General features: G+C 58.3%; 17 protein-coding genes. 1 reads left to right on the top strand and 16 read right to left on the bottom strand.

Annotation, left to right across the window (positions count from 1 at the left end; all coding sequences use genetic code 11):
• Positions 1-4 precede the first annotated feature (4 nt).
• The 10 genes from cydA to sdhC form a co-directional block, all read right to left on the bottom strand.
• Positions 5-1,573 carry a cytochrome ubiquinol oxidase subunit I gene (gene cydA / locus ACL2XG_RS09220; protein WP_413722317.1) on the bottom strand — a complete coding sequence of 523 codons (1,569 nt, stop codon included), beginning with the start codon at positions 1,571-1,573 and terminating at the stop codon, positions 5-7.
• 757 nt (positions 1,574-2,330) lie between these two features.
• On the bottom strand, positions 2,331-2,900 hold the full coding sequence (locus ACL2XG_RS09225) for a TetR/AcrR family transcriptional regulator (protein WP_413722316.1): 570 nt from the start codon (positions 2,898-2,900) through the stop codon (positions 2,331-2,333).
• 317 nt (positions 2,901-3,217) lie between these two features.
• A complete protein-coding gene (sucD, locus tag ACL2XG_RS09230) occupies positions 3,218-4,087 on the bottom strand; it encodes a succinate--CoA ligase subunit alpha (protein WP_410016042.1) in 870 nt (289 codons plus the stop codon).
• The gene (gene sucC / locus ACL2XG_RS09235; protein WP_413722315.1) at positions 4,087-5,253 is read right to left on the bottom strand and encodes an ADP-forming succinate--CoA ligase subunit beta; all 1,167 of its coding nucleotides are present in this window, start codon (positions 5,251-5,253) and stop codon (positions 4,087-4,089) included. The genes sucD and sucC overlap by 1 nt, the downstream gene beginning before the upstream one ends.
• A 149-nt stretch (positions 5,254-5,402) precedes the next feature.
• The gene (gene odhB / locus ACL2XG_RS09240) at positions 5,403-6,638 is read right to left on the bottom strand and encodes a 2-oxoglutarate dehydrogenase complex dihydrolipoyllysine-residue succinyltransferase (protein WP_413722314.1); all 1,236 of its coding nucleotides are present in this window, start codon (positions 6,636-6,638) and stop codon (positions 5,403-5,405) included.
• Positions 6,639-6,653: 15 nt separating this feature from the next.
• Positions 6,654-9,461, bottom strand: coding sequence for a 2-oxoglutarate dehydrogenase E1 component (gene sucA, locus ACL2XG_RS09245; RefSeq protein WP_410016045.1), 2,808 nt, complete (start codon positions 9,459-9,461; stop codon positions 6,654-6,656).
• A 68-nt stretch (positions 9,462-9,529) separates the two neighbouring features.
• Positions 9,530-10,246 (bottom strand): succinate dehydrogenase iron-sulfur subunit, encoded by a 717-nt coding sequence (locus ACL2XG_RS09250; protein WP_410016046.1) that lies wholly within the window; start codon positions 10,244-10,246, stop codon positions 9,530-9,532.
• A gap of 18 nt (positions 10,247-10,264) precedes the next feature.
• Positions 10,265-12,031 (bottom strand): succinate dehydrogenase flavoprotein subunit, encoded by a 1,767-nt coding sequence (sdhA, locus tag ACL2XG_RS09255; protein ID WP_413722313.1) that lies wholly within the window; start codon positions 12,029-12,031, stop codon positions 10,265-10,267.
• Complete coding sequence (gene sdhD, locus ACL2XG_RS09260; protein ID WP_410016048.1) at positions 12,032-12,379, bottom strand: succinate dehydrogenase membrane anchor subunit; 348 nt, start codon at positions 12,377-12,379, stop codon at positions 12,032-12,034. It abuts the gene before it with no gap.
• Positions 12,373-12,762 (bottom strand): succinate dehydrogenase cytochrome b556 subunit, encoded by a 390-nt coding sequence (gene sdhC, locus ACL2XG_RS09265; protein ID WP_413722312.1) that lies wholly within the window; start codon positions 12,760-12,762, stop codon positions 12,373-12,375. Before sdhC ends, sdhD begins: the two co-directional genes overlap by 7 nt.
• A 636-nt stretch (positions 12,763-13,398) precedes the next feature.
• On the opposite strand from sdhC, the gene ACL2XG_RS09270 reads away from it, so the two are divergent.
• Entirely contained in the window at positions 13,399-14,679 is a 1,281-nt protein-coding gene (locus tag ACL2XG_RS09270; protein WP_410016050.1) for a citrate synthase, read from the top strand.
• Between the two features lie 1,003 nt (positions 14,680-15,682).
• On the opposite strand, the gene pcp is transcribed toward ACL2XG_RS09270, so the two are convergent.
• The 6 genes from pcp to pxpB all read right to left on the bottom strand — a co-directional run bounded on the left by pcp (position 15,683) and on the right by pxpB (position 20,718).
• Positions 15,683-16,330, bottom strand: a complete 648-nt coding sequence (gene pcp / locus ACL2XG_RS09275; protein WP_413722311.1) for a pyroglutamyl-peptidase I — start codon at positions 16,328-16,330, stop codon at positions 15,683-15,685.
• 107 nt (positions 16,331-16,437) lie between these two features.
• Complete coding sequence (locus ACL2XG_RS09280; RefSeq protein ID WP_413722310.1) at positions 16,438-17,451, bottom strand: DUF979 domain-containing protein; 1,014 nt, start codon at positions 17,449-17,451, stop codon at positions 16,438-16,440.
• Positions 17,448-18,179 (bottom strand): DUF969 domain-containing protein, encoded by a 732-nt coding sequence (locus tag ACL2XG_RS09285; RefSeq protein WP_413722309.1) that lies wholly within the window; start codon positions 18,177-18,179, stop codon positions 17,448-17,450. The genes ACL2XG_RS09280 and ACL2XG_RS09285 overlap by 4 nt, the downstream gene beginning before the upstream one ends.
• A 174-nt stretch (positions 18,180-18,353) precedes the next feature.
• A complete protein-coding gene (pxpA, locus tag ACL2XG_RS09290) occupies positions 18,354-19,085 on the bottom strand; it encodes a 5-oxoprolinase subunit PxpA (RefSeq protein ID WP_413722308.1) in 732 nt (243 codons plus the stop codon).
• On the bottom strand, positions 19,085-20,068 hold the full coding sequence (gene pxpC, locus ACL2XG_RS09295) for a 5-oxoprolinase subunit PxpC (RefSeq protein WP_413722307.1): 984 nt from the start codon (positions 20,066-20,068) through the stop codon (positions 19,085-19,087). Before pxpC ends, pxpA begins: the two co-directional genes overlap by 1 nt.
• On the bottom strand, positions 20,062-20,718 hold the full coding sequence (gene pxpB, locus ACL2XG_RS09300) for a 5-oxoprolinase subunit PxpB (protein WP_410016056.1): 657 nt from the start codon (positions 20,716-20,718) through the stop codon (positions 20,062-20,064). The genes pxpC and pxpB overlap by 7 nt, the downstream gene beginning before the upstream one ends.
• Between the last annotated feature and the right edge of the window lie 115 nt (positions 20,719-20,833).

Here is a 20,833-nt window from a genome sequence, read left to right on the forward strand (position 1 = left end):
CCTGTTAATAGACTTTCTGCGTGGCGAGCGTCGGCTGCTCGAAATGATAGCGGCCGGTATGCAGGCTGCTAGGCCCCAGGCGCGCATATTTGAACATCAAATACATTTCGGCTACCAGGAACAGGGTATAGAGTCCGCAGATAAGCCCCATGGAGAACAGGATATCGCCGGCGGTCAGGCTGGAATTGGCCACCGCGGTCGGCAGTATTTCGCCGATAGCCCAGGGCTGGCGGCCGTACTCCGCGACAAACCAGCCGGCTTCGATGGCGATCCAGGGAATGGGAATGCCGTACAGCGCGGCACGGTGCAGCCACGGCCGTTGACCGATACGGTTACGCACCACGCTCCAGAAGGACATGGTGATGATAATAAGCATCAGCACGCCGCCCAGCACCATGATGCGGAAGGAGAAGTACAGCGGCGCCACGCGCGGGATAGAGTCGTTGGTGGCGCTCTGGATCTGCTCTTCGGTCGCGTTGGGGATGTCATCCGTATAGCGTTTCAGCAGCAGGCCATAGCCCAGATCCTGTTTTATCGCGTTGAACTGGGCGCGCGCCGCCGGATCGGCATGGCCGCCGCGCAGTTGCTGCAACAGCTCATAGGCTTTCATGCCGTTGCGGATACGGATCTGATGCTGCACCATCAGATCCTTGATGCCGGTCACCTGGCGATCCGTCGAACGGGTCGCGATAATGCCCAGGGCAAAAGGGATCTGGATGGAGAAGTTATTGCGCTGGATGGTCTGATCGGGAATACCAAACAGGGTAAACGCGGCCGGTGCCGGCTGTGTTTCCCATTCCGCCTCGATGGCCGCCAGTTTGGTTTTTTGCACGTCGCCCATTTCATAACCGGATTCATCACCCAGCACGATAACCGACAACACCGCCGCCATGCCGAACGCCGCCGCGATGGCGTAAGACCGTTTGGCGAAGGCGATATCCCGGCCTTTAAGCAGGTAATAGGAACTGATGCCGAGGACAAACATGGCGCCGGTACAGTAGCCCGCGGCCACGGTATGCACGAATTTCACCTGCGCCACCGGATTGAGCACCAGATCGGCGAAGCTGACCATTTCCATACGCATGGTTTCATAGTTGAAATCCGACGCGATAGGGTTTTGCATCCAGCCGTTGGCCACCAGTATCCACAGTGCGGACAGGTTGGAACCTAACGCCACCATCCAGGTAACCGTCAGATGCTGCGTTTTGCTCAGGCGATCCCAGCCGAAGAAGAACAGGCCGACAAAGGTGGACTCCAGGAAGAAGGCCATTAATCCTTCGATGGCCAGCGGAGCACCAAAAATGTCGCCGACGTAGTGGGAAAAATACGACCAGTTGGTTCCGAACTGGAACTCCATGGTCAGCCCGGTGGCTACCCCCAAGGCAAAGTTGATACCAAACAACTTGCCCCAGAATTTAGTCATATCTTTATAGATTTTTTTGCCGGACAGGACGTACACCGTTTCCATGATGGCTAATAAAAACGCCAGCCCCAGGGTGAGTGGGACAAACAGGAAATGGTACATCGCCGTTAGGGCAAACTGTAACCGTGACAGTTCGACGACATCAAACATGTTGACTCCTTGCTCCTCGCAGGATGGTTCCCACGTGCGGTAATCTGGCGCCCTGGCGAAACAAAGCGACGCAACAACCCGCGGTGAATAATAAAGAGTTTATAATTGTTCCCGACAATCGGTTCGGCCGGCCAAAAAACAACGCCCAGGCGTCTAAGCGGTAAACCGACGACGGATTTTAATGAAACGCACTAACCGGATTTAAACCAACCATATAGTACCCCTCAACTTACTCAGGATAAATACCTTTTTTCGTGATGCAGGTTAGGAAATCACCTCTCGATCAAATCCGGCCTTACCCGACATCGGCAGTAAAATTGCGCCAGCGCAAGTTATCCTGATTTGAACATAAAACGCCATCAAAAATCATTGATTTATCGCAATTTTTCATCACGTATGTTAAATATTGTTATTTATTTATTCTATAAAAGCGTTAATGTTAAAAAACTGTAATTAATAAGATCGCGAAATTAAGTTAAAAGAAAATAAAACCCAAGGGATATTTTTTATTTGTTACGTTAGCATTATTGGATGGCCTAATCATGCAATAGAAGCGCGCTATGATAATGATGAATTTAATTTGCAATAAATGTGATGAGGCGACGAATAAAAAAAGGAAGTGACAGACGCTTCGGGCTAGGGCGCCAATACGATGATACGGCTAATGCATCATGCTGCACGGCGGGCGGCGGGAAACGGCGAGGAGGTTGTGCACCCCGATCCGGCGATCGGGCGTGAAACGGCGGATAAAAGCCGCCTACAATGTACGCAGCGCCTGCATAAACCGCCTTATTTTACAGTCGGTATCGGCAAACCCCCGTTGCAGGTTCTGCTCAATGCACAGACCCGAAAAAAATACCGACACCATTTCCGCCAGGATCTCCGCGTCGGTGCGCGTCTCCTCCGCCCTGATATTCTCCACCAGCAGCGGGCGTATCGTTTCACGCAGTTGCGTAATGATGTCGATGGCGCCGGCCGGCAACAGCGCGAATTCACGCATGGAGTTAACCGCCAGACAACCTTGCGGGCAAACACTATCCTGAGGCTCCGGGGAGCCGCAGGACAATCGCAAAAACGCCTCGATATTGCCCCAGCCCTGGGGGCGGGCCCTTAAGGCAGCATGCACGGCGCGCCGATCGATATAGTGGCGCAGACACGCCAGGAACAGGTCGTCCTTATCTCTGAACTCGGCGTAAAGGCCGGATTTATTCACCCCGCTCGCCTTTTCGAGATGCGCCAGGGTGGTACCGGCGAAGCCGTGCCGCCAGAAGACGGGGATCACCTTCTCCAGCACACCCTCACGACTGAATTTTTTTTGTCTGCCCATGGCGCCCATTATGCCTAACTGAACCGACCAGTTCAATTAGTTCCATAGCGCGCCAGGCCCGGCAACGCCGCGCCTAAAGCAGACGTGTTCAAGGGAGAGCGTGCCAATGGGGTCGAATCGAGCGTGCTTTTCCCGCCCGACCGGGCGCCCCATGGCACGGTATGCCCGCCAACACCGATCTCAACGCGGCATGTTAAAGGGAGAACGTGCCAATGGGGTCGAATCGGGCGGGCTTTTCCCGCCCGACCGGGCGCCCCATGGCATGCCAGGCCCGCCAACACCGATCCCAAACAAAAGTGTCAACGGGCGCGGCGCACTTATGACAGCAGGGTTTTCAGCGCGGTGCCAATCTCCGCCAGGCTGCGCACGGTTTTTACCCCGGCCGCTTCCAGCGCGGCGAATTTCTCGTCCGCCGTGCCCTTGCCGCCGGCGATAATCGCCCCGGCATGCCCCATACGCTTGCCTTTGGGCGCGGTAACGCCCGCAATATACCCCACCACCGGTTTAGTGACATGATCCTTGATATAGGCGGCGGCTTCTTCTTCCGCGCTGCCGCCGATTTCCCCGATCATCACAATCGCCTCGGTCTGCGGATCCTGTTCGAACAATTTCAGGATATCGATAAAGCTCGAGCCGGGGATCGGATCGCCGCCGATACCCACGCAGCTGGACTGCCCCAGCCCGGTATCGGTGGTCTGTTTCACCGCTTCATACGTCAGGGTCCCGGAACGCGACACAATACCGACCCGGCCCGGTTTATGGATATGGCCGGGCATAATACCAATCTTGCATGCGCCGGGGGTGATAACGCCCGGGCAGTTCGGCCCAATCATCCGTGAGCCGCTCTGTTCCAGCTTGGCTTTCACCACCAGCATATCCAGGGTCGGAATACCCTCGGTAATGCAGATAATCAGCTCAATGCCGGCGTCCACCGCCTCGAGAATGGAATCTTTACAAAACGGCGCGGGCACATAGATAACCGAGGCGGTAGCGCCGGTTTTTTCCACGGCCTCACGCACGGTATTGAACACCGGCAGGCCCAAATGCTCCGTGCCGCCCTTGCCCGGCGTGACGCCGCCAACCATCTTGGTGCCGTAGGCCAGCGCCTGCTCGGAGTGAAACGTGCCCTGGCTGCCGGTAAATCCCTGGCAGATAACCTTGGTATTTTTATCGATTAAAATGGACATTATTTTCCCTCCACCGCGGCAACCGCTTGTTGTGCCGCGTCGGTCAAACTGGTGGCGGCAATGATATTCAGGCCGCTCTCGGCCAGGATTTTAGCACCCAGCTCGGCGTTGTTGCCTTCCAGACGCACCACCACCGGCACGTTGACGCCCACATCCGCCACCGCGCCGATAATGCCTTCGGCAATCAGATCGCAGCGCACGATGCCGCCGAAAATATTCACCAGCACCGCTTTGACGTTTTCATCCGACAAAATGATCTTAAAAGCCTCGGTAACGCGTTCCTTGGTGGCGCCGCCGCCCACATCCAGGAAGTTGGCCGGCGAACCGCCGTGCAGTTTAACAATATCCATGGTGCCCATGGCCAGGCCGGCCCCGTTCACCATACAGCCGATATTGCCGTCAAGCGCCACGTAGTTCAGTTCCCACTGCGCCGCCTGGGCCTCGCGGGCGTCTTCCTGGCTCTTATCGCGCATTTCCCGCAGCTCCGGCTGGCGGAACAGGGCATTGCCGTCGGCGCTCAGCTTGCCGTCCAGGCAGACCAGATTGCCTTCCTTGGTGATAACCAGCGGATTAATTTCCACCAGCGCCAGGTCCCGCTCCAGGAACAGCGCGGCCAGGCCCATGAAGATTTTAATGAACTGCCCGACCTGCTTGCCCGACAAGCCCAGCTTAAACGCCAGCTCGCGGCCCTGGAACGGTTGGGGGCCGGTCAGGGGATCGAGGGAAACCTTATGAATCAGGTGCGGCGTCTCTTCCGCGACTTTTTCAATTTCCACGCCGCCTTCGGTGGAGGCCATAAAGACCACGCGCCGGGAACCGCGATCAACCACCGCGCCCAGGTAAAGTTCCTTATCGATATCGGTTGCCGCTTCCACCAGGATTTGGTGGACCGGCTGGCCCAGGGCGTCCGTTTGATAGGTCACCAGGCGTTTGCCCAGCCAGTGTTCGGCAAAAGCGCGGATTTCTTCCTTGCTGTTAACGACCTTGACGCCGCCGGACTTGCCGCGGCCGCCGGCGTGAACCTGGCATTTTACCACCCAGGGACCGGCGCCGATCTTGGAGGCGGATTCTTCCGCTTCCCGTGGCGTGGTGCACGCAAAACCCGTGGGGGCAGGCAGACCATACCGAGCAAACAGCTGTTTTGCCTGATATTCATGTAAGTTCATGATGTTGTTTCCATCTTCGTCTGGGAGTGTCGGCGGCGGCGCACTTCAGCCGCCCTCGAGTGGTGCTTTCCGTAGGCGCCTTGGCGCTACGTCCCGCAGGCAACCTGCCGGCCGCGGCCCGGGGTTTCCCGGCCCGCGGACGACGATTGCTATACATCAAGCAATAAGCGCGTCGGGTCTTCCAGCATCTCTTTGACCGTGACCAGGAAACTTACCGATTCCTTGCCGTCGATCAGACGGTGATCGTAGGACAGCGCCAGGTACATCATCGGCAGGATAACCACCTGGCCGCCCACCGCCATCGGCCGATCCTTGATGGCATGCATGCCGAGGATGGCGCTTTGCGGCGGGTTGATAATGGGCGTGGACATCAGCGAACCGAATACGCCGCCGTTGGTAATGGTAAAGTTGCCGCCGGTCAGCTCTTCCACTTTCAGCTTGCCGTCGCGCCCCTTAACCGCCAGTTCCTTTATAGCTTTTTCAATATCGCCCATGCCCAGCGCGTCCACGTCGCGCAATACCGGCGTGACCAGCCCGCGCGGGGTAGATACCGCGATGCTGACGTCAAAGTAGTTATGGTAGACCACGTCTTCGCCGTCGATGGACGCGTTAACTTCCGGGAAGCGCTTCAGGGCTTCCACCACCGCTTTGATATAGAAGGACATAAACCCGAGGCGGATGCCGTGGCGTTTTTCAAAGCCATCGCCGTACTGCTTGCGCAGATCCATAATCGGCTTCATGTTGACCTCATTAAAGGTAGTCAACATGGCGGTGCTGTTTTTGGCTTCCAGCAGCCGCTCGGCGACCCGTTTGCGCAAACGGGTCATCGGCACGCGTTTTTCGCTGCGGTTGCCCAATCCGGCAACAGCAGGCTCCGGTGCCGGCGCCTTGGCAACCGGCGCCGCGGCGGGAGCCGGTTCGGCTTTTTTGGCGACCAGGTGTTTGTCCACATCCTCGCGGGTGATGCGCCCGCCGACGCCGCTGCCTTTAATCTCTTCAGCTTTCAAATCATGTTCGGCGATCAGGCGGCGAATGGCCGGACTCAGCGCTTCGTTATTTTCTTCCTCCAGGCCGGCGGTGTAGCGCTGCGCCGGGGTGGATTCCTTGCTCTGCGCTTTTTCCGAGGTTTCCTGGCCGGAACTGTCGCCGGGACGCAGGCGTCCGAGCACCTGGCGGGAGGTGACGGTAGCGCCTTCATCCTCGAGCAGGGCATCCAGCACGCCCGCCTCGGGCGCGGGAACTTCCAGCACCACTTTGTCGGTTTCGATTTCCACCAGCACTTCGTCACGCTGGACGCTATCGCCGGGCTTTTTATGCCAGGTGGCGACGGTTGCATCGGCAACCGATTCAGGAAGATCGGGAACCAGAATATCTACGCTACTCATTATCTATCCTTATATTTAATTAACGTTCAGCGCGTCATTGACCAGATTTTTTTGTTGTGTCTGGTGCACGGACAAATACCCAACCGCCGGCGAGGCGGAAGCCGGGCGTCCCGCGTAACGTAGCGATGCACCCGGAGTAATCACCTCAAGGAAATGATGGTGGCTGCAATACCAGGCGCCCTGATTAAGCGGCTCTTCCTGGCACCAAATAAAGTCCTGGACATGGGCAAAAGGTTGCAGCGCATCCCGCACCGCCTGGTGCGGGAACGGGTATAGCTGCTCGATACGCACGATGGCCACATCCTGCTGCCCGTTCTTGCGCCGTTGCTCCAATAAATCATAATAAACTTTACCAGAACAGAGCACGACGCGCTTGACGCCCTGGGGATCCAGGTCGTCGATTTCGCCGATGGCGGGCAGGAAGCTGCCGTACGCCATATCCTCCAGCGAGGAGATGGCCAGAGGATGACGCAGCAGCGACTTCGGCGACATCACAATCAGCGGCCGACGCATATTACGCAGGGCCTGGCGCCGTAGCATATGATAAATCTGCGCCGGCGTGGAGGGGACGCAGACCTGCATATTCTGTTCGGCGCACAGCTGCAGATAGCGCTCCAGGCGGGCCGAGGAGTGCTCCGGCCCCTGCCCTTCATAGCCATGGGGCAGCAGCATCACCAGCCCGCACATCCGTCCCCATTTCTGCTCGCCGGAGCTGATGAATTGATCGATCACCACCTGGGCGCCGTTGGCGAAATCGCCGAACTGCGCTTCCCAGATCACCAGGGTGCGCGGCTCGGCGGTGGCATAACCGTACTCAAACGCCAGCACCGCTTCCTCCGACAGCACGGAGTCCCATACCCGGAAGGTGCCCTGGCCATTGTGCACATGCGCCAAAGGCGTATAGGTGGAGCCGTTTTTCTGGTTATGCACCACCGCGTGGCGATGGAAGAAGGTGCCGCGCGCGGTATCCTCGCCGGACAGGCGGATCGGCACGCCCTCATCGACCAAAGTGGCGTAAGCCAGGGTTTCGGCGCCGCCCCAGTCGAAAGGCTTGCTGCCGGCGGCCATCAGGGCGCGATCGCTATAGATTTTGGCCACCCGCGGCTGCATTTCCACGCCTTCCGGCACTTCACTGATTCGGCGGGCCAGCTCCTGCAGGCGTTTGGGCTCGACTTCGCTGGGATAGGCTTCGTCCCAGTCGTGATTGAGGAAGCGCTGCCAGGTAAAGGAGTGCATATTCATCGGCCGCCACTCTTTTACCACGCACTCGCCGCGGTCGAGCGCGTCGCGATAGAGATTCACCATCTCGGTCGCATCTTCCAGCGTGGCGACATGATCGCGTTCCAGGCGATCGGCATAAATCTTGCGCGGCGTCGGGTGTTTCTTGATCTTATGGTACATCAGCGGCTGCGTGGCGCTGGGCTCGTCCGCCTCGTTGTGGCCGTGGCGGCGATAGCACACCAGATCAATCATCACGTCGCGCTGAAAGGTATTGCGGAAATCCAGCGCCACGCGGGTCACAAACGCCACCGCTTCGGGATCGTCGGCGTTGACGTGGAAAATCGGCGCCTGGACCATCTTGGCGATATCGGTGCAATACTGGGTGGAACGGGCATCATGGGGATTGGACGTCGTGAAGCCGACCTGGTTGTTGACCACGATACGCACCGTGCCGCCAACGTCATAGCCACGCGCCTTGGACATGTTCAGGGTTTCCTGCACCACGCCCTGCCCGCTGATGGCCGCATCCCCGTGCAGGGTTATCGGCAGCACCATCTTGCTGCTTTGCTCGCCGAGCCGGTCGATACGCGCGCGCACCGAACCGCCCACCACCGGGCTGACGATTTCCAGATGCGACGGGTTGAATGCCAGGGCCAGATGGACGATGCCGCCCTCGGTCTCCATGTCGGAAGAAAACCCCTGGTGATATTTAACGTCGCCGGTGCCCAAATGCTCTTTATGCTTGCCGGCGAATTCGTCGAACAGGTCCTGCGGCTTTTTGCCGAGCACGTTGATCAGCACATTCAGCCGGCCGCGATGGGCCATGCCCAGCACCACTTCCCGGGTGCCGTTCTTGCCGGCATAACGGATCATTTCCTTCAGCATCGGGATCAGCGCGTCGCCGCCCTCAAGGGAAAAACGTTTGGCGCCGGGGAATTTGGCGCCCAGATAGCGCTCGATGCCTTCGGCCGCCGTCAGCTCGCTCAGGAACCGTTTCTTTTCGTCGCGATCGAAACTCGGCTGCCCCACCACCGATTCGATATGCTGTTGGATCCAGCGTTTCTCCTCGGTATTGGTAATATGCATATATTCGGCGCCGATGGAACCGCAATAGGTGCGTTTCAGCGCGTCATACAGGTCGGCCAGCTTCATGGTTTCCTTGCCGATGGCAAAGGAACCGACGTTGAAGGTTTCCTGGAAATCGGCTTCCGTCAGATTATGGAAAGCCGGATTTAAATCAGGCACCGTTTCCTGCTTCCATAATCCCAGCGGATCAAGGTTGGCATGCTGGTGGCCGCGGAAACGGAACGCATTGATAAGCTGCAGGACTTTAACCTGTTTGGAGTCATTGTCCGGGTCGTTGACCGAAGACGCATAACGGGTTGCGTCCTTAGCCAGGCGCCGGAAATAATCCCGGGTTTTGGAGTGAAGCTGATCGGGGCTGACGCCGGCGGTGGGCAGCTGTTTAAAAATCGAACTCCAGCTGTCGTCCACGGAGTCAGGATCCGTTAAAAAATCTTCATAGAGCTGCTCTATGTAGGACTGGTTCGCCCCCGCCAGGTAGGAGGAATCCAGCCAGGCCTTCATTGCGCCGTTCTGCATTATGATCCCTTAAGCTTGTTAGCTTCAGTTTTCGCCGTGGTTAACATGTAACGTATTTGCCTTTACTATCAGGCGCTATGCTGTACCAGCAAGCTCTTGATATGCCCGATGGCTTTGGTCGGGTTCAGTCCTTTGGGACATACGCTGACACAATTCATGATGCTGTGGCAGCGGAATACGCTGAAAGCATCGTTCAATTCATCCAGCCGCGCCGCCCTTTCGGTGTCGCGACTGTCAATCAGGAAACGGTAGGACGCCAGCAGGCCGGCCGGACCGATAAATTTATCCGGGTTCCACCAGTAGGAGGGACAAGAGGTCGAGCAACAGGCACAAAGAATACATTCGTATAATCCGTCCAGTTTTTCGCGCTCCTGCGGCGTTTGTAAATGCTCCCGGGCCGGTGGATTCCTGCCGTTATTCAACAGGTAAGGTTTAATCTTCTCATACTGGGCATAGAACTGGCCCATGTCCACCACCAAATCACGCACCACCGGCAACCCGGGCAGCGGACGGATGATCACTTTTTTATCGCCTTTGCGCAGGGCGGACAGCGGGGTGATGCAGGCCAGGCCGTTCTTGCCGTTCATGTTCACGCCGTCGGAGCCGCAGACGCCTTCGCGGCAGGAACGGCGAAACGCCAGGGTCGGATCCTGTTCCTTCAGCTGGATGAGCGCATCCAGCACCATCATGTCGTGGCCTTCGTCCACATCCAGCTGGTAGTCCTGCATGCGCGGCTTGTCGTCGACATCAGGATTATAGCGATAAACCGAAATTTCAACTTTCATTACGTAAGCCCTCTGCCTTTAGTAGGTACGCACTTTCGGCGGGAACGCCGGGCGTAATGTCGGCTGCATATTCACCTCGCGGCGGGTCATGGTGTCGCTTTCCGGCAAATACAGGCTGTGGCACAGCCAATGCTCGTCATCCCGATCCGGGAAATCGAAGCGGCTGTGGGCGCCACGGCTTTCCGTGCGGTAATTGGCGGCCACCGCCGTGGAATACGCGGTTTCCATCAGGTTATCCAGCTCAAGGCATTCCACGCGTTGGGTATTGAATTCGGTGGAGGTATCGTCCAGGCGCGCGTCATTAAGCCGCTCGCGGATGGTTTTCAGCTCGGCCAGGCCCTTGGCCATGGCATCGCCTTCGCGGAACACCGAGAAATTATTCTGCATGCAGGCCTGCAGCGCCTTGCGGATATCCACCGGATTCTCGCCGGTGCGATTGTTGTTCCAGCGGTTGTAGCGCGCAAGAGACGCGTCGATATCGTCGTCGCTGGCATCGCGAAACGCCCCCTGCTCCGCCAGGGATTCCTGCAGATGCATGCCCGCCGAACGGCCGAACACCACCAGATCCAGCAGGGAATTGCCGCCCAGGCGATTGGCGCCGTGTACCGATACGCAGGCAATTTCACCCACCGCGAACAAGCCGGGGATCACCACGTCGTTGCCCTGGGCGTCCACCGTTACCGCCTGTCCGGTGACTTTGGTGGGAATGCCGCCCATCATATAGTGGCAGGTGGGGATAACCGGGATCGGTTCTTTGATAGGATCGACGTGGGCGAAGGTACGGGATAATTCCAGAATACCCGGCAGGCGCGATTCCAGGACTTCCTTGCCCAGATGATCGAGCTTGAGCTTGACGTGCGGCCCCAGCGGGCCGTCACAGCCGCGTCCCTCGCGGATCTCGATCATAATGGAACGGGCGACCACGTCGCGGCCGGCCAAATCCTTGGCGTTCGGCGCATAACGTTCCATAAAGCGTTCGCCGTCCTTGTTGAGCAGGTAACCGCCCTCGCCCCGGCAGCCTTCGGTGACCAGTACCCCGGCGCCGGCGATGCCGGTAGGATGGAACTGCCACATTTCCATATCCTGCACCGGCACGCCGGCGCGAAGCGCCATGCCGATACCGTCGCCGGTATTGATATGGGCGTTGGTGGTGGATTGATAGATGCGTCCGGCGCCGCCGGTGGCCAGAATGGTGGCCTTGGCCTTGAAGTAGACCACTTCGCCGGTTTCAATGCACAGCGCGGTGCAGCCGACGAAGGCGCCGTCCTGGTTTTTCACCAGATCGAGCGCATACCATTCGGAAAAAATGGTGGTATGGTTTTTCAGGTTCTGCTGGTACAAGGTGTGCAGCAGCGCGTGGCCGGTGCGATCGGCGGCGGCGGCGGTACGCGCCGCTTGCCCGCCGCCATAGTTGAGCGACTGGCCGCCGAAGGGGCGCTGGTAGATGCGGCCGTCGTCCAGACGGGAAAACGGCAGCCCCATATGCTCCAGCTCCAGCACCGCTTCCGGGCCGGTCTTGCACATATATTCTATGGCATCCTGATCGCCGATATAGTCGGAGCCCTTGACGGTATCATACATATGCCATTGCCAGTCGTCCTCATGGGTATTGCCGAGGGCGACGGTAATGCCGCCCTGGGCCGACACCGTATGGGAACGGGTGGGAAACACTTTGGAAACCAGGGCGCAGGAGAGGCCCATTTGGGAAATCTGCAGCGCTGCGCGCATGCCGGCTCCGCCGGCCCCGACGACTACAGCGTCAAATTCTCTTACTGGCAAACTCATTTACGCACCCCACACCACGACGGTTCCATAAAGTAAATACACCAACAATACGATCACAATCGCCAGTTGCAGCAACAAGCGCAGCGCCAATACTTTGATGTAATCCGTTAATACCTGCCACATGCCGATCCAGGTATGCACCAGAACGGAGAACAGGGTCAGCAGGGTAAAGACTTTCGTCATGGGTAAGGCGAAAAAACCGCGCCAGACATCGTAGGTCAGGCTGTCGGCGAAAACGACGAACCCAAGCAGGTAGATGATGTACAGGCAAATTACGATGGCGGAAGCGCGAACCAATAACCACTCATGAACTCCGTTACGTCCCAGTGCCGAAGCATTGCTTACCATACGAGTACTCCCGCCAGTATTGACAGCACAATTGTGATCACAAATGTAACATTTGCCGTTAATTTACCCATGGCAAATGTTTCGTCCAGATAGCCGAAATCCATCAGCATGTGGCGAATTCCGCCGATGACGTGATACGCCAGCGCGGTTAAAATGCCCCAAATAATGAATTTGACGAAGAAGCTATCCATGATGGCGGCGGCCTGGGCGAAACCTTCGGCGGAGGAAAGCGACAATCCGAGGATCCAGAGCAGAATGCCGACGGCCACAAACGTGATGACGCCACTGGCACGGTGGAGAATAGAAGCTATCGCAGTAACAGGAAACTGGATCGTTTGCAGATCCAGGTTGACAGGCCTTTGTTTTTTCACGGTTTTGCCCACACAGCTATTATTATTTTTCCTTCCTCCGGTCCTGGGTGGATTCAGACAGCGTTAAGGCTAACCATGACACGTCATGTGCTCAATAAACAAATCCCTTGTGCTTAAATGACGCGTTAAATAACGCTGGGTGCTCCTACAACAGGGACTTCCGGAGACCTTTGTGAAGTATATGGCTTTCACATAATGATTACAATTACCCTACAATTTGTTTGGTAACATTTAGGCTGTTTAGTGACCTGGGTCACGAATTTTACAATTACCTTAAATCTATATAACCGCATTGACAAAAAAGCAACAATTCAATTACAAATGGCGCGGCGGATATGCTATAACCGATGCAAGTAATGGCCGAGACGCTTTCGCCGCGACAAAGATTATGCAACAGTGTGAAGCGAGTCTTAAACTTCGCGGTTAAGACTTCCGTTAAACTAGCTAAAATTAATATCAGTAAATCTTCAACAACCGGGAACCGCCGTTCTTTCATCCTGAACGGGAATAACTTGCATCATCCTCACGCTCTGTGCCCTGCATTGCATTAAGTCGGAGCGACGGACTGACAATAAAAGCGCAAGGCCCCGCGGGCATGCCGGTATTCCACGGTGGGAGATTTATCATAAAAGCGCTAAGGAGATTGTAATGGCAGACAATAAAGCGACGCTGAACCTACCCGGTGAAGCGCCAATCGAACTGGACGTATTGACCGGAACCCTGGGTGCCAAAGAAATCGATATCCGCACCCTGGGCGGCAAAGGTTATTTTACCTTTGATCCCGGCTTTACCTCCACCGCATCCTGTGAATCTAAAATTACCTATATTGACGGTGACGAAGGCGTTTTATTGCATCGTGGCTATCCTATTGATCAACTGGCACTACACTCCAATTTTCTTGAAGTCTGCTACATCCTGCTGAACGGCGAAGCGCCGACCCGGGAGCAGTATGACGAATTCCGCGATATCGTCACCCGCCACACCATGGTGCATGAGCAGATTACACGTCTGTTCAACGGCTTCCGCCGCGACTCGCATCCGATGGCGGTATTATGCGGCGTGACCGGCGCGCTGGCGGCTTTTTATCATGATTCGCTGGACGTTAATGTCGAGCGCCACCGCGAAATAGCGGCGTTCCGTTTATTGTCCAAGATGCCCACGGTTGCCGCGATGTGTTACAAATATTCCATCGGCCAGCCGTTTGTGTATCCGCGCAATGATCTTTCCTATGCCGGTAATTTCCTGCATATGATGTTCTCCACGCCGTGCGAGGAGTATGTGGTTAATCCCGTCCTGGAACGCGCGATGGACCGTATTTTGATCCTGCACGCGGATCACGAGCAAAACGCCTCCACCTCCACCGTGCGTACCGCCGGTTCGTCGGGCGCCAATCCGTTCGCCTGTATCGCCGCGGGTATCGCGTCGTTATGGGGCCCGGCTCATGGCGGCGCCAATGAGGCGACGCTGCGGATGCTGGAAGAGATTTCAAGCGTCGAGCATATTCCGGCGTTTATTGAACGCGCCAAGGATAAAAACGACTCTTTCCGTCTGATGGGCTTTGGTCACCGGGTTTACAAGAACTACGATCCGCGCGCCACCGTGATGCGCGAGACCTGTCATGAAGTGCTTAAGGAACTGAAGCTGTCTGACGATTTGCTGGCGGTGGCCATGGAGCTGGAGCATATTGCCCTGCATGATCCGTACTTTATCGAGAAGAAGCTGTATCCGAACGTGGACTTCTATTCGGGTATTATCCTGAAGGCTATGGGCATTCCGTCGACCATGTTTACCGTGATTTTCGCCATGGCGCGTACCGTGGGTTGGATTGCCCATTGGAAGGAAATGCATGACGACGGCGTTAAGATTGCGCGTCCGCGTCAGCTGTATACCGGGTATGATAAACGCGAATTTACATCGCAGATCAAATAAGTCTGGCGAGCCATGGGCGCTGGATCGGGCGGGAACACTACGCCCGGTTCGGTCCCACTGGCACGGTCTCCCCTGAACACGTCTGCTTTAAGCCCGGTGTTGGCGGGCCTACCGCGCCATGGGGCGCTCGGTCGGGCGGGAACACCACGCCCGATTCGACCCCATTGGCGCGTTCTCCCTTTAACACGCCTTGTGCAAGAACGGTGTTAGCGGGCCTACCGCGCCATGGGGCGCTCGGTCGGGCGGGAAAACCACGCCCGATTCGGCCCCATTGGCACGCTCTCCCTTCAACACGCCTTGTGCAAGAACGGTGTTAGCGGGCCTACCGCGCCATGGGGCGCTCGGTCGGGCGGGAACACCACGCCCGATTCGACCCCATTGCCACGGTCTCCCTTGAACACGTCTGCTTTGAGCCCGGTGTTGGCGGGCATACCGCGCCATGGGGCGCTCGGTCGGGCGGGAATACCACGCCCGATTCGACCCCATTGGCACGCTCTCCCTTTAACACGTCTGCTTTGAGCTCGGTGTTGGCGGGCATACCGCGCCATGGGGCGCTCGGTCGGGCGGGAATACCACGCCCGATTCGACCCCATTGGCACGCTCTCCCTTGAACACGTCTGCATTGAGTCCAGCGTTAGCGGGCCTACCGCGCCATGGGGCTCGGTTTGGCGGGAACACCACGCCCGATTCGACCCCATTGGCACGGTCTCCCTTTAACACGTCGGCATTGAGTCCAGCGTTAGCGGGCCTACCATGCCATGGGGCGCTCGGTCGGGCGGGAAAACCACGCCCGATTCGACCCCATTGGCACGGTCTCCCTTGAACACGTCTGCTTTAGGTTCGGCGTTGGCGGGCTTAGCGTACCATGGGGCACTCGGTCGGGCGGGAAAAGCACGCCCGATTCGACCCCATTGGCACGCTTTCCCTTTAACACGCCTTGTGCAAGAACAGTGTTAGCGGACCTGGCATGTCAGACGCCGCTTACGCGGCGTTTTTTTATGGTTTAGCTGAGCGCGCCGCCGCTAATCTTTACATCATGGTCGGTTTGCAGCGCGGTGCGGATGGCAATGTCCAATCCCATCGTTATGATATCCGCCGCCATGCTGGGCGCATCGGCCAGCGCCGCCGCCTGCTGCGGCAGGTAGGGCGTATGGATAAATCCTCCCCTGGCGCCATAGTCCAGTTGGGCCAGGCGATGCAGCAGGCCGTACATCACATGGTTGCAAACATAGGTACCGGCGCTTTGCGATACCTCGGCCGGGACGCCCGCATCACGCATGGCCTGGACCATGGCTTTGATGGGTACGGTGGCGAAATAGGCCGCCGGTCCGCCGTTAATGATCGGCTCGTCGATGGGCTGCTGTCCGAGGTTATCGGCAATGCGCGCATCATCGATATTAATCGCCACACGCTCCACCGACAGGCGCGCCCTGCCGCCCGCCTGCCCCACCGCCAGGATAAGCGCGGGCCGGTGGCGATCAATCAGGTCGTTAAGCATTTGCACCGAGCGGCCATAGACACAGGGCAGTTGACAGGCGATGACGGTGGCGTCGCCAAGGCGACGTTGATGGAATTGTTTTACCACTTCCCATGAGGGATTGATCTGTTCGCCCCCAAAAGGCTCAAAACCGGTCAGCAGGACGGTTTTCATACTCCACTCCCTCGTATTGTCGACGACTATCAGCACCGCTATTTTCAACAAAGTGTTTTTTTATCGCGGTTTATCTTGTCATCTTTTCAGGGCCGGCGCTTAGCCCGTTACATCATAAAATAGAGCAGGAAAATATTGACCGCCAGTAGCGTTAAACCGGTGGGTATTTGTGCTCTGATCACCGCATAGCGGTCGGGTAATTCCAGCAGCGCCGCCGGCACCAGGTTGAAATTGGCCGCCATAGGCGTCATCAGAGACCCGCAGTAGCCGGAAAACATGCCGACCGCCGCCATCACCGCCGGGTTGCCGCCGTGCTCAAGCACCAGGATCGGGATACCGATGCCGGCGGCCACGATGGGAAACGCCGCGAAGGCATTGCCCATGATCATGGTCAGCGCCGCCATGCCCACCGCAAATACCGCCACCGCGATAAAACGATTATTTACCGCCAGATAGGTTTCGGTGAGGTGCGCAATCGCGCTGCCGACGCCGGCGCTGGTGAACAGCAGCCCGAGGGTGGCGAGGATCTGCGGCAGGATAAATGCCCAGCCGATGGAGTCAAGCAGACGCCTGGCCTCCTGTACCGACTGGAGCGGCCGGTCGTGGGTATACCTCAGGGCAAGAAGCAGGCCGATGATACAGCCGCAGGTCATGGCAAACAGCGTCACCAGGGTGGCGTTATTGCCGGTGCCGAACAGCCCGTGCTGTAGCGCGGGAAGGTTATTGAACAACAGTACGCCAGCCACCGTCACTACCGGGATAACCAGCGCCGGAATAAACAGGCGATTGCCCAGACGGCGGGCGCTTTCTTCACGCTCTTGCGCGCTGCGCCGATGATAGCCGCCCAGCCGTACCCCGCCGAAACCGGCAATCAGCGCCATCAGGATCACCAGCACGCCGACGCCGATATGCAGCGCGCGCTGCGCATCGGCTCCCGGCCCAAGAAACCGCGCCGTCAGCGCATAGCTCCAGTCGCCAACCAGGAACACCAGCCCGTAAAGCCCCCAGAAAACGCCCGTCAGCCAGCGCCGGGGGTTGGCTTTGTCGCGCAGCGACATCACCGCGACAATCAGCAGCACTACGCCCGCCAGCCAATAGAGATAGTTTTGTTGAAACGTCATTTTTCGCTCCCCGCCGACTGTAATGCGGCCTGGTTGAGCGCCGTGAGCTGTGCCGCCAGGCGCTGGTCCATGCGCCTGAGGCGAAACGCGTGGATCAGGAAGGCGAAGATGGCGGTGGGCACGCCATACAGGGCGATATGCAAGGGTTCGGTCTGGATGCCAGCCGATTCCAGCATAAAATTGTGCATGAAAATAATGGCGCCGAAGGCGACAAAAATATCCTCGCCAAAAAATAACCCGACGTTATCGGTGGCGGCCGCCATGGCGCGCAGGCGGTAGCGTACGTCCTGCGGCAAATCGCCATAGCGGTTTTCGCAGGCGCCTTCGGCCATCGGCGCCAGCAGCGGGCGCACCATTTGCGGATGACCGCCCAGGCTGGTCAGGCCCATGGCCGCCGTCAGTTCGCGCGCCAGTAAATACACGATCAGCAGCCGCCCGGCGGTGGCGCGCTTGATTTTGGCGATCCAGTGCTGCGCATGCTCCTTTAAGCCATGGCGCTCCAGCAAACCGATTACCGCCAGGGGGATCAATAAAATAAACGCCAGGTTACGGGTGGCTAAAAATCCCGAACCGAGTTTTTCCAGGATGGCGGTGATGGGCATATGCGCCGCAAGGCCGGTGATGACGCCGGCGATAATGACCACCAGCACAGCGTTCACGCGCAGCAAAAATCCTATGATAATCGCCAGGATGCCCAATAAAGGCCAAAGGTTTACCGCCTGTTGCATGATGAGATCCTCGAAGACGAATAAAAAGAATGAGTGGCACAACGGGCCCATGGGCGTCAGATTACCAATAAATCAGCGGCGCGGGAGATAGGGAATACCTATAGAAGACAAGAGGGTAATAACGCGACGCCGCTGATCCGGCGGCCATGCCTGGTCAGCGGGGCAAGCGCGCGGTCATGACGCGGCGATGGGGATGCCCTGGTCGAGAAAACAGGCGTGTATGCGCCGGGCAAACGCCAGCGCGTGGGGGCCGTCGCCATGCAGGCAGACGGTATCCGCCCGCAGCCTGATCCACTCGCCCGCAGGCGTGCGGACCCGGTTCTGGCGTACCATCTCCAGCGTACGCGCCAGGGCCTGGTCCGCGTCGGTAATCAGCGCGTCCGGCTCGCCGCGGGGCACCAGGCTGCCATCCCGGCGGTAATGGCGATCGGCGAAGACCTCGTGCCTGACGGTAAGCCCCAGGCGCTCGCCGGCCTTGATCAGTTCGCTCCCCGCCAGGCCCACCAGGCGCAGGGACGGGTCGACGTCTTTGACCGCGCGGGCGATGGCCTGCGCCAGGGCCGGATCGCGCGCGGCCTGGTTATAGAGCATGCCATGCGGTTTGACATGGACCATACGCCCTCCCTGCGCACGGGTGATAGCCGCAAGCGCGCCCAGTTGATACACCACCTGGGCATAAACGGTTTCCGCCGGCAGCGCCATCGCGCTGCGGCCGAAGTTTTCGCGATCCGCAAAGCTTGGGTGGGCGCCGATGGCGACGCCATAGCGCAGCGCCCAGGTTACCGACTGGCGCATGGTGTCCGCATCGCCGGCATGAAATCCACAGGCAATATTGGCCGAGCTTATCAGCTGCAGCAACGCTTCATCATGCGCGCCGCCTTCACCCAAATCGGCGTTGAGATCCATTAGTTCACCTTTGCGCGTGTTCCGGCCGGCGGCGTAGACGGTACCTCCTGCTGCCGGGTAAGTTCAAGCTGCCAGGCGATCTGCTCCAGGTAACGCTGCTGATCGAGCCAGGCCCCCTGGGCCTCTTCCAGCGTACACTGGATAAAATGGATCGGCTCGCCCAGGCGGATCTGCGCCAGATGGAACAGATCGGCGGCAATAACGCAGGCAATACGGGGGTAGCCGCCGGTCGTCTGGGCGTCAGCCATCAGCACGATAGGCTGGCCGCCGTGCGGTACCTGCACTACTCCCGGCAGCAAACCATGCGAAAACAGCTCGCGATCGGTATTGCGGATAAGCGTCGGGCCCTGCAGGCGATACCCCATGCGATTGCTTTGGGGGCTGAGCTGCCAGCTGGAACGCCAGAAGGCATCCTGGGAATCAGCGCTGAATTCACGGTATTCAGGGCCGGGCAACGCGCGCACCCGGTTGCCGAACAGCAGTTGCCTGATACCCATTTGCCGGGTCGGCTGATATCGCGGCTGGCCGGCGCGCAGTACATCGCCGTCGCCAATCATCCGGCCCTGGTGGCCGCCAAATCCCGCTTTCAAATCGGTGCTGCGTGAGTTAAGCACCACCGGCACGTCGAAGCCGCCGGACACCGCCAGATAGCTGCGCATGCCGTGTTTCGGCGTTCCCAGCTTCAATGTCTGGCCAGGTTGGACCTGGAAGCGCCAGCCGGTCCAGACCGGTTGGCCATCCAATTGCGCATGGCAATCCGCGCCGGTCAGGGCCACCCAGCCCGCGGCGGTAATATCGGCGCTGAATTGGCCAAGGGTAATTTCCAGCACGGCGGCTTGCGCGTCATTGCCCACCAGCAGATTGGCCATTTGCATGGCCGGCAGATCAAGCACCCCGCCCTGGCTGATGCCAAGGTTACGGTAGCCGGTGCGCCCCCCGTCCTGGACGGCGGTCATCATGCCGGCGTGTATAACCTTCAACATACGCCCTCCTTTTGCGGCACGAAGCGCACATTATCACCGGGCAGCAGCAGCGTCGGCGATGTGTTCAGCGGGTCAAACAGCTTAAGCGGCGTGCGGCCGATAATTTGCCAGCCGCCGGGTGTGGCCAGCGGATAAACCCCGGTCTGTTTACCACCGATGCCGACCGACCCCGCCGGTACGGACAAGCGCGGCTCGGCGCGGCGAGGGACGGCCAGGATCTCCGGCAATTCGCCCAGATAGGGAAATCCCGGCTGGAAACCCAGAAAATAGACGATATACGCCGCACCCGCATGGCGCTCCACCACCTGCCGCGGCGACAGGCCGGTTTGCTCAGCCACCCAGGCTAAATCCGGGCCGCTTTCGCCACCGTAAACCACCGGAATCTCCACCTCGCGCGCTTCGGGGGTGATGGCATCGCTCTCTTCCCACCACATTTGCAAACGCTCGATGGCATCCAGCGCCGACTGCTGGGGATGGGTCAGCAGCACGGTGAGATTATTCATGCCGGGAATGGCCTCGCGCACCTCGTCGTGGTGCGCCAGACGTGCGGCCAGCCCCCAGATCCGCCGCTGGCTCGCCAGGGTAACCGGGGGTTCCAGCTCAAGCACCACGGCGCGCTCACCTAATAAATAACATCTAGCCCGTTGCAACCAGACCTCCTGAAGACCTGTTTCGGCGCCGGCTACGGTTTCGCTATGTACTTTTTAAGAAAATTATAAGCCGGTTAACCAATGGTTTATTTGCAGGTACTGTAAAGCGTTTCCG

Origin of the sequence: Sodalis sp. RH24 (assembly GCF_047324145.1) — a bacterium.
Classification (GTDB): domain Bacteria; phylum Pseudomonadota; class Gammaproteobacteria; order Enterobacterales; family Enterobacteriaceae; genus Acerihabitans.

Bases quoted from the DNA above. Each gene is read 5' to 3' on its own strand.
- pcp (WP_413722311.1), bottom strand. From the start codon at position 16,330: ATGAAAACCGTCCTGCTGACCGGTTTTGAGCCTTTTGGGGGCGAACAG.
- cydA (WP_413722317.1), bottom strand. From the start codon at position 1,573: ATGTTTGATGTCGTCGAACTGTCACGGTTACAGTTTGCCCTAACGGCG.
- sucA (WP_410016045.1), bottom strand. From the start codon at position 9,461: ATGCAGAACGGCGCAATGAAGGCCTGGCTGGATTCCTCCTACCTGGCG.
- ACL2XG_RS09285 (WP_413722309.1), bottom strand. From the start codon at position 18,179: ATGCAACAGGCGGTAAACCTTTGGCCTTTATTGGGCATCCTGGCGATT.
- ACL2XG_RS09225 (WP_413722316.1), bottom strand. From the start codon at position 2,900: ATGGGCAGACAAAAAAAATTCAGTCGTGAGGGTGTGCTGGAGAAGGTG.
- sdhD (WP_410016048.1), bottom strand. From the start codon at position 12,379: ATGGTAAGCAATGCTTCGGCACTGGGACGTAACGGAGTTCATGAGTGG.
- ACL2XG_RS09280 (WP_413722310.1), bottom strand. From the start codon at position 17,451: ATGACGTTTCAACAAAACTATCTCTATTGGCTGGCGGGCGTAGTGCTG.
- pxpC (WP_413722307.1), bottom strand. From the start codon at position 20,068: ATGTTGAAGGTTATACACGCCGGCATGATGACCGCCGTCCAGGACGGG.
- odhB (WP_413722314.1), bottom strand. From the start codon at position 6,638: ATGAGTAGCGTAGATATTCTGGTTCCCGATCTTCCTGAATCGGTTGCC.
- sdhA (WP_413722313.1), bottom strand. From the start codon at position 12,031: ATGAGTTTGCCAGTAAGAGAATTTGACGCTGTAGTCGTCGGGGCCGGC.
- pxpA (WP_413722308.1), bottom strand. From the start codon at position 19,085: ATGGATCTCAACGCCGATTTGGGTGAAGGCGGCGCGCATGATGAAGCG.
- ACL2XG_RS09250 (WP_410016046.1), bottom strand. From the start codon at position 10,246: ATGAAAGTTGAAATTTCGGTTTATCGCTATAATCCTGATGTCGACGAC.
- sucC (WP_413722315.1), bottom strand. From the start codon at position 5,253: ATGAACTTACATGAATATCAGGCAAAACAGCTGTTTGCTCGGTATGGT.
- ACL2XG_RS09270 (WP_410016050.1), top strand. From the start codon at position 13,399: ATGGCAGACAATAAAGCGACGCTGAACCTACCCGGTGAAGCGCCAATC.
- sucD (WP_410016042.1), bottom strand. From the start codon at position 4,087: ATGTCCATTTTAATCGATAAAAATACCAAGGTTATCTGCCAGGGATTT.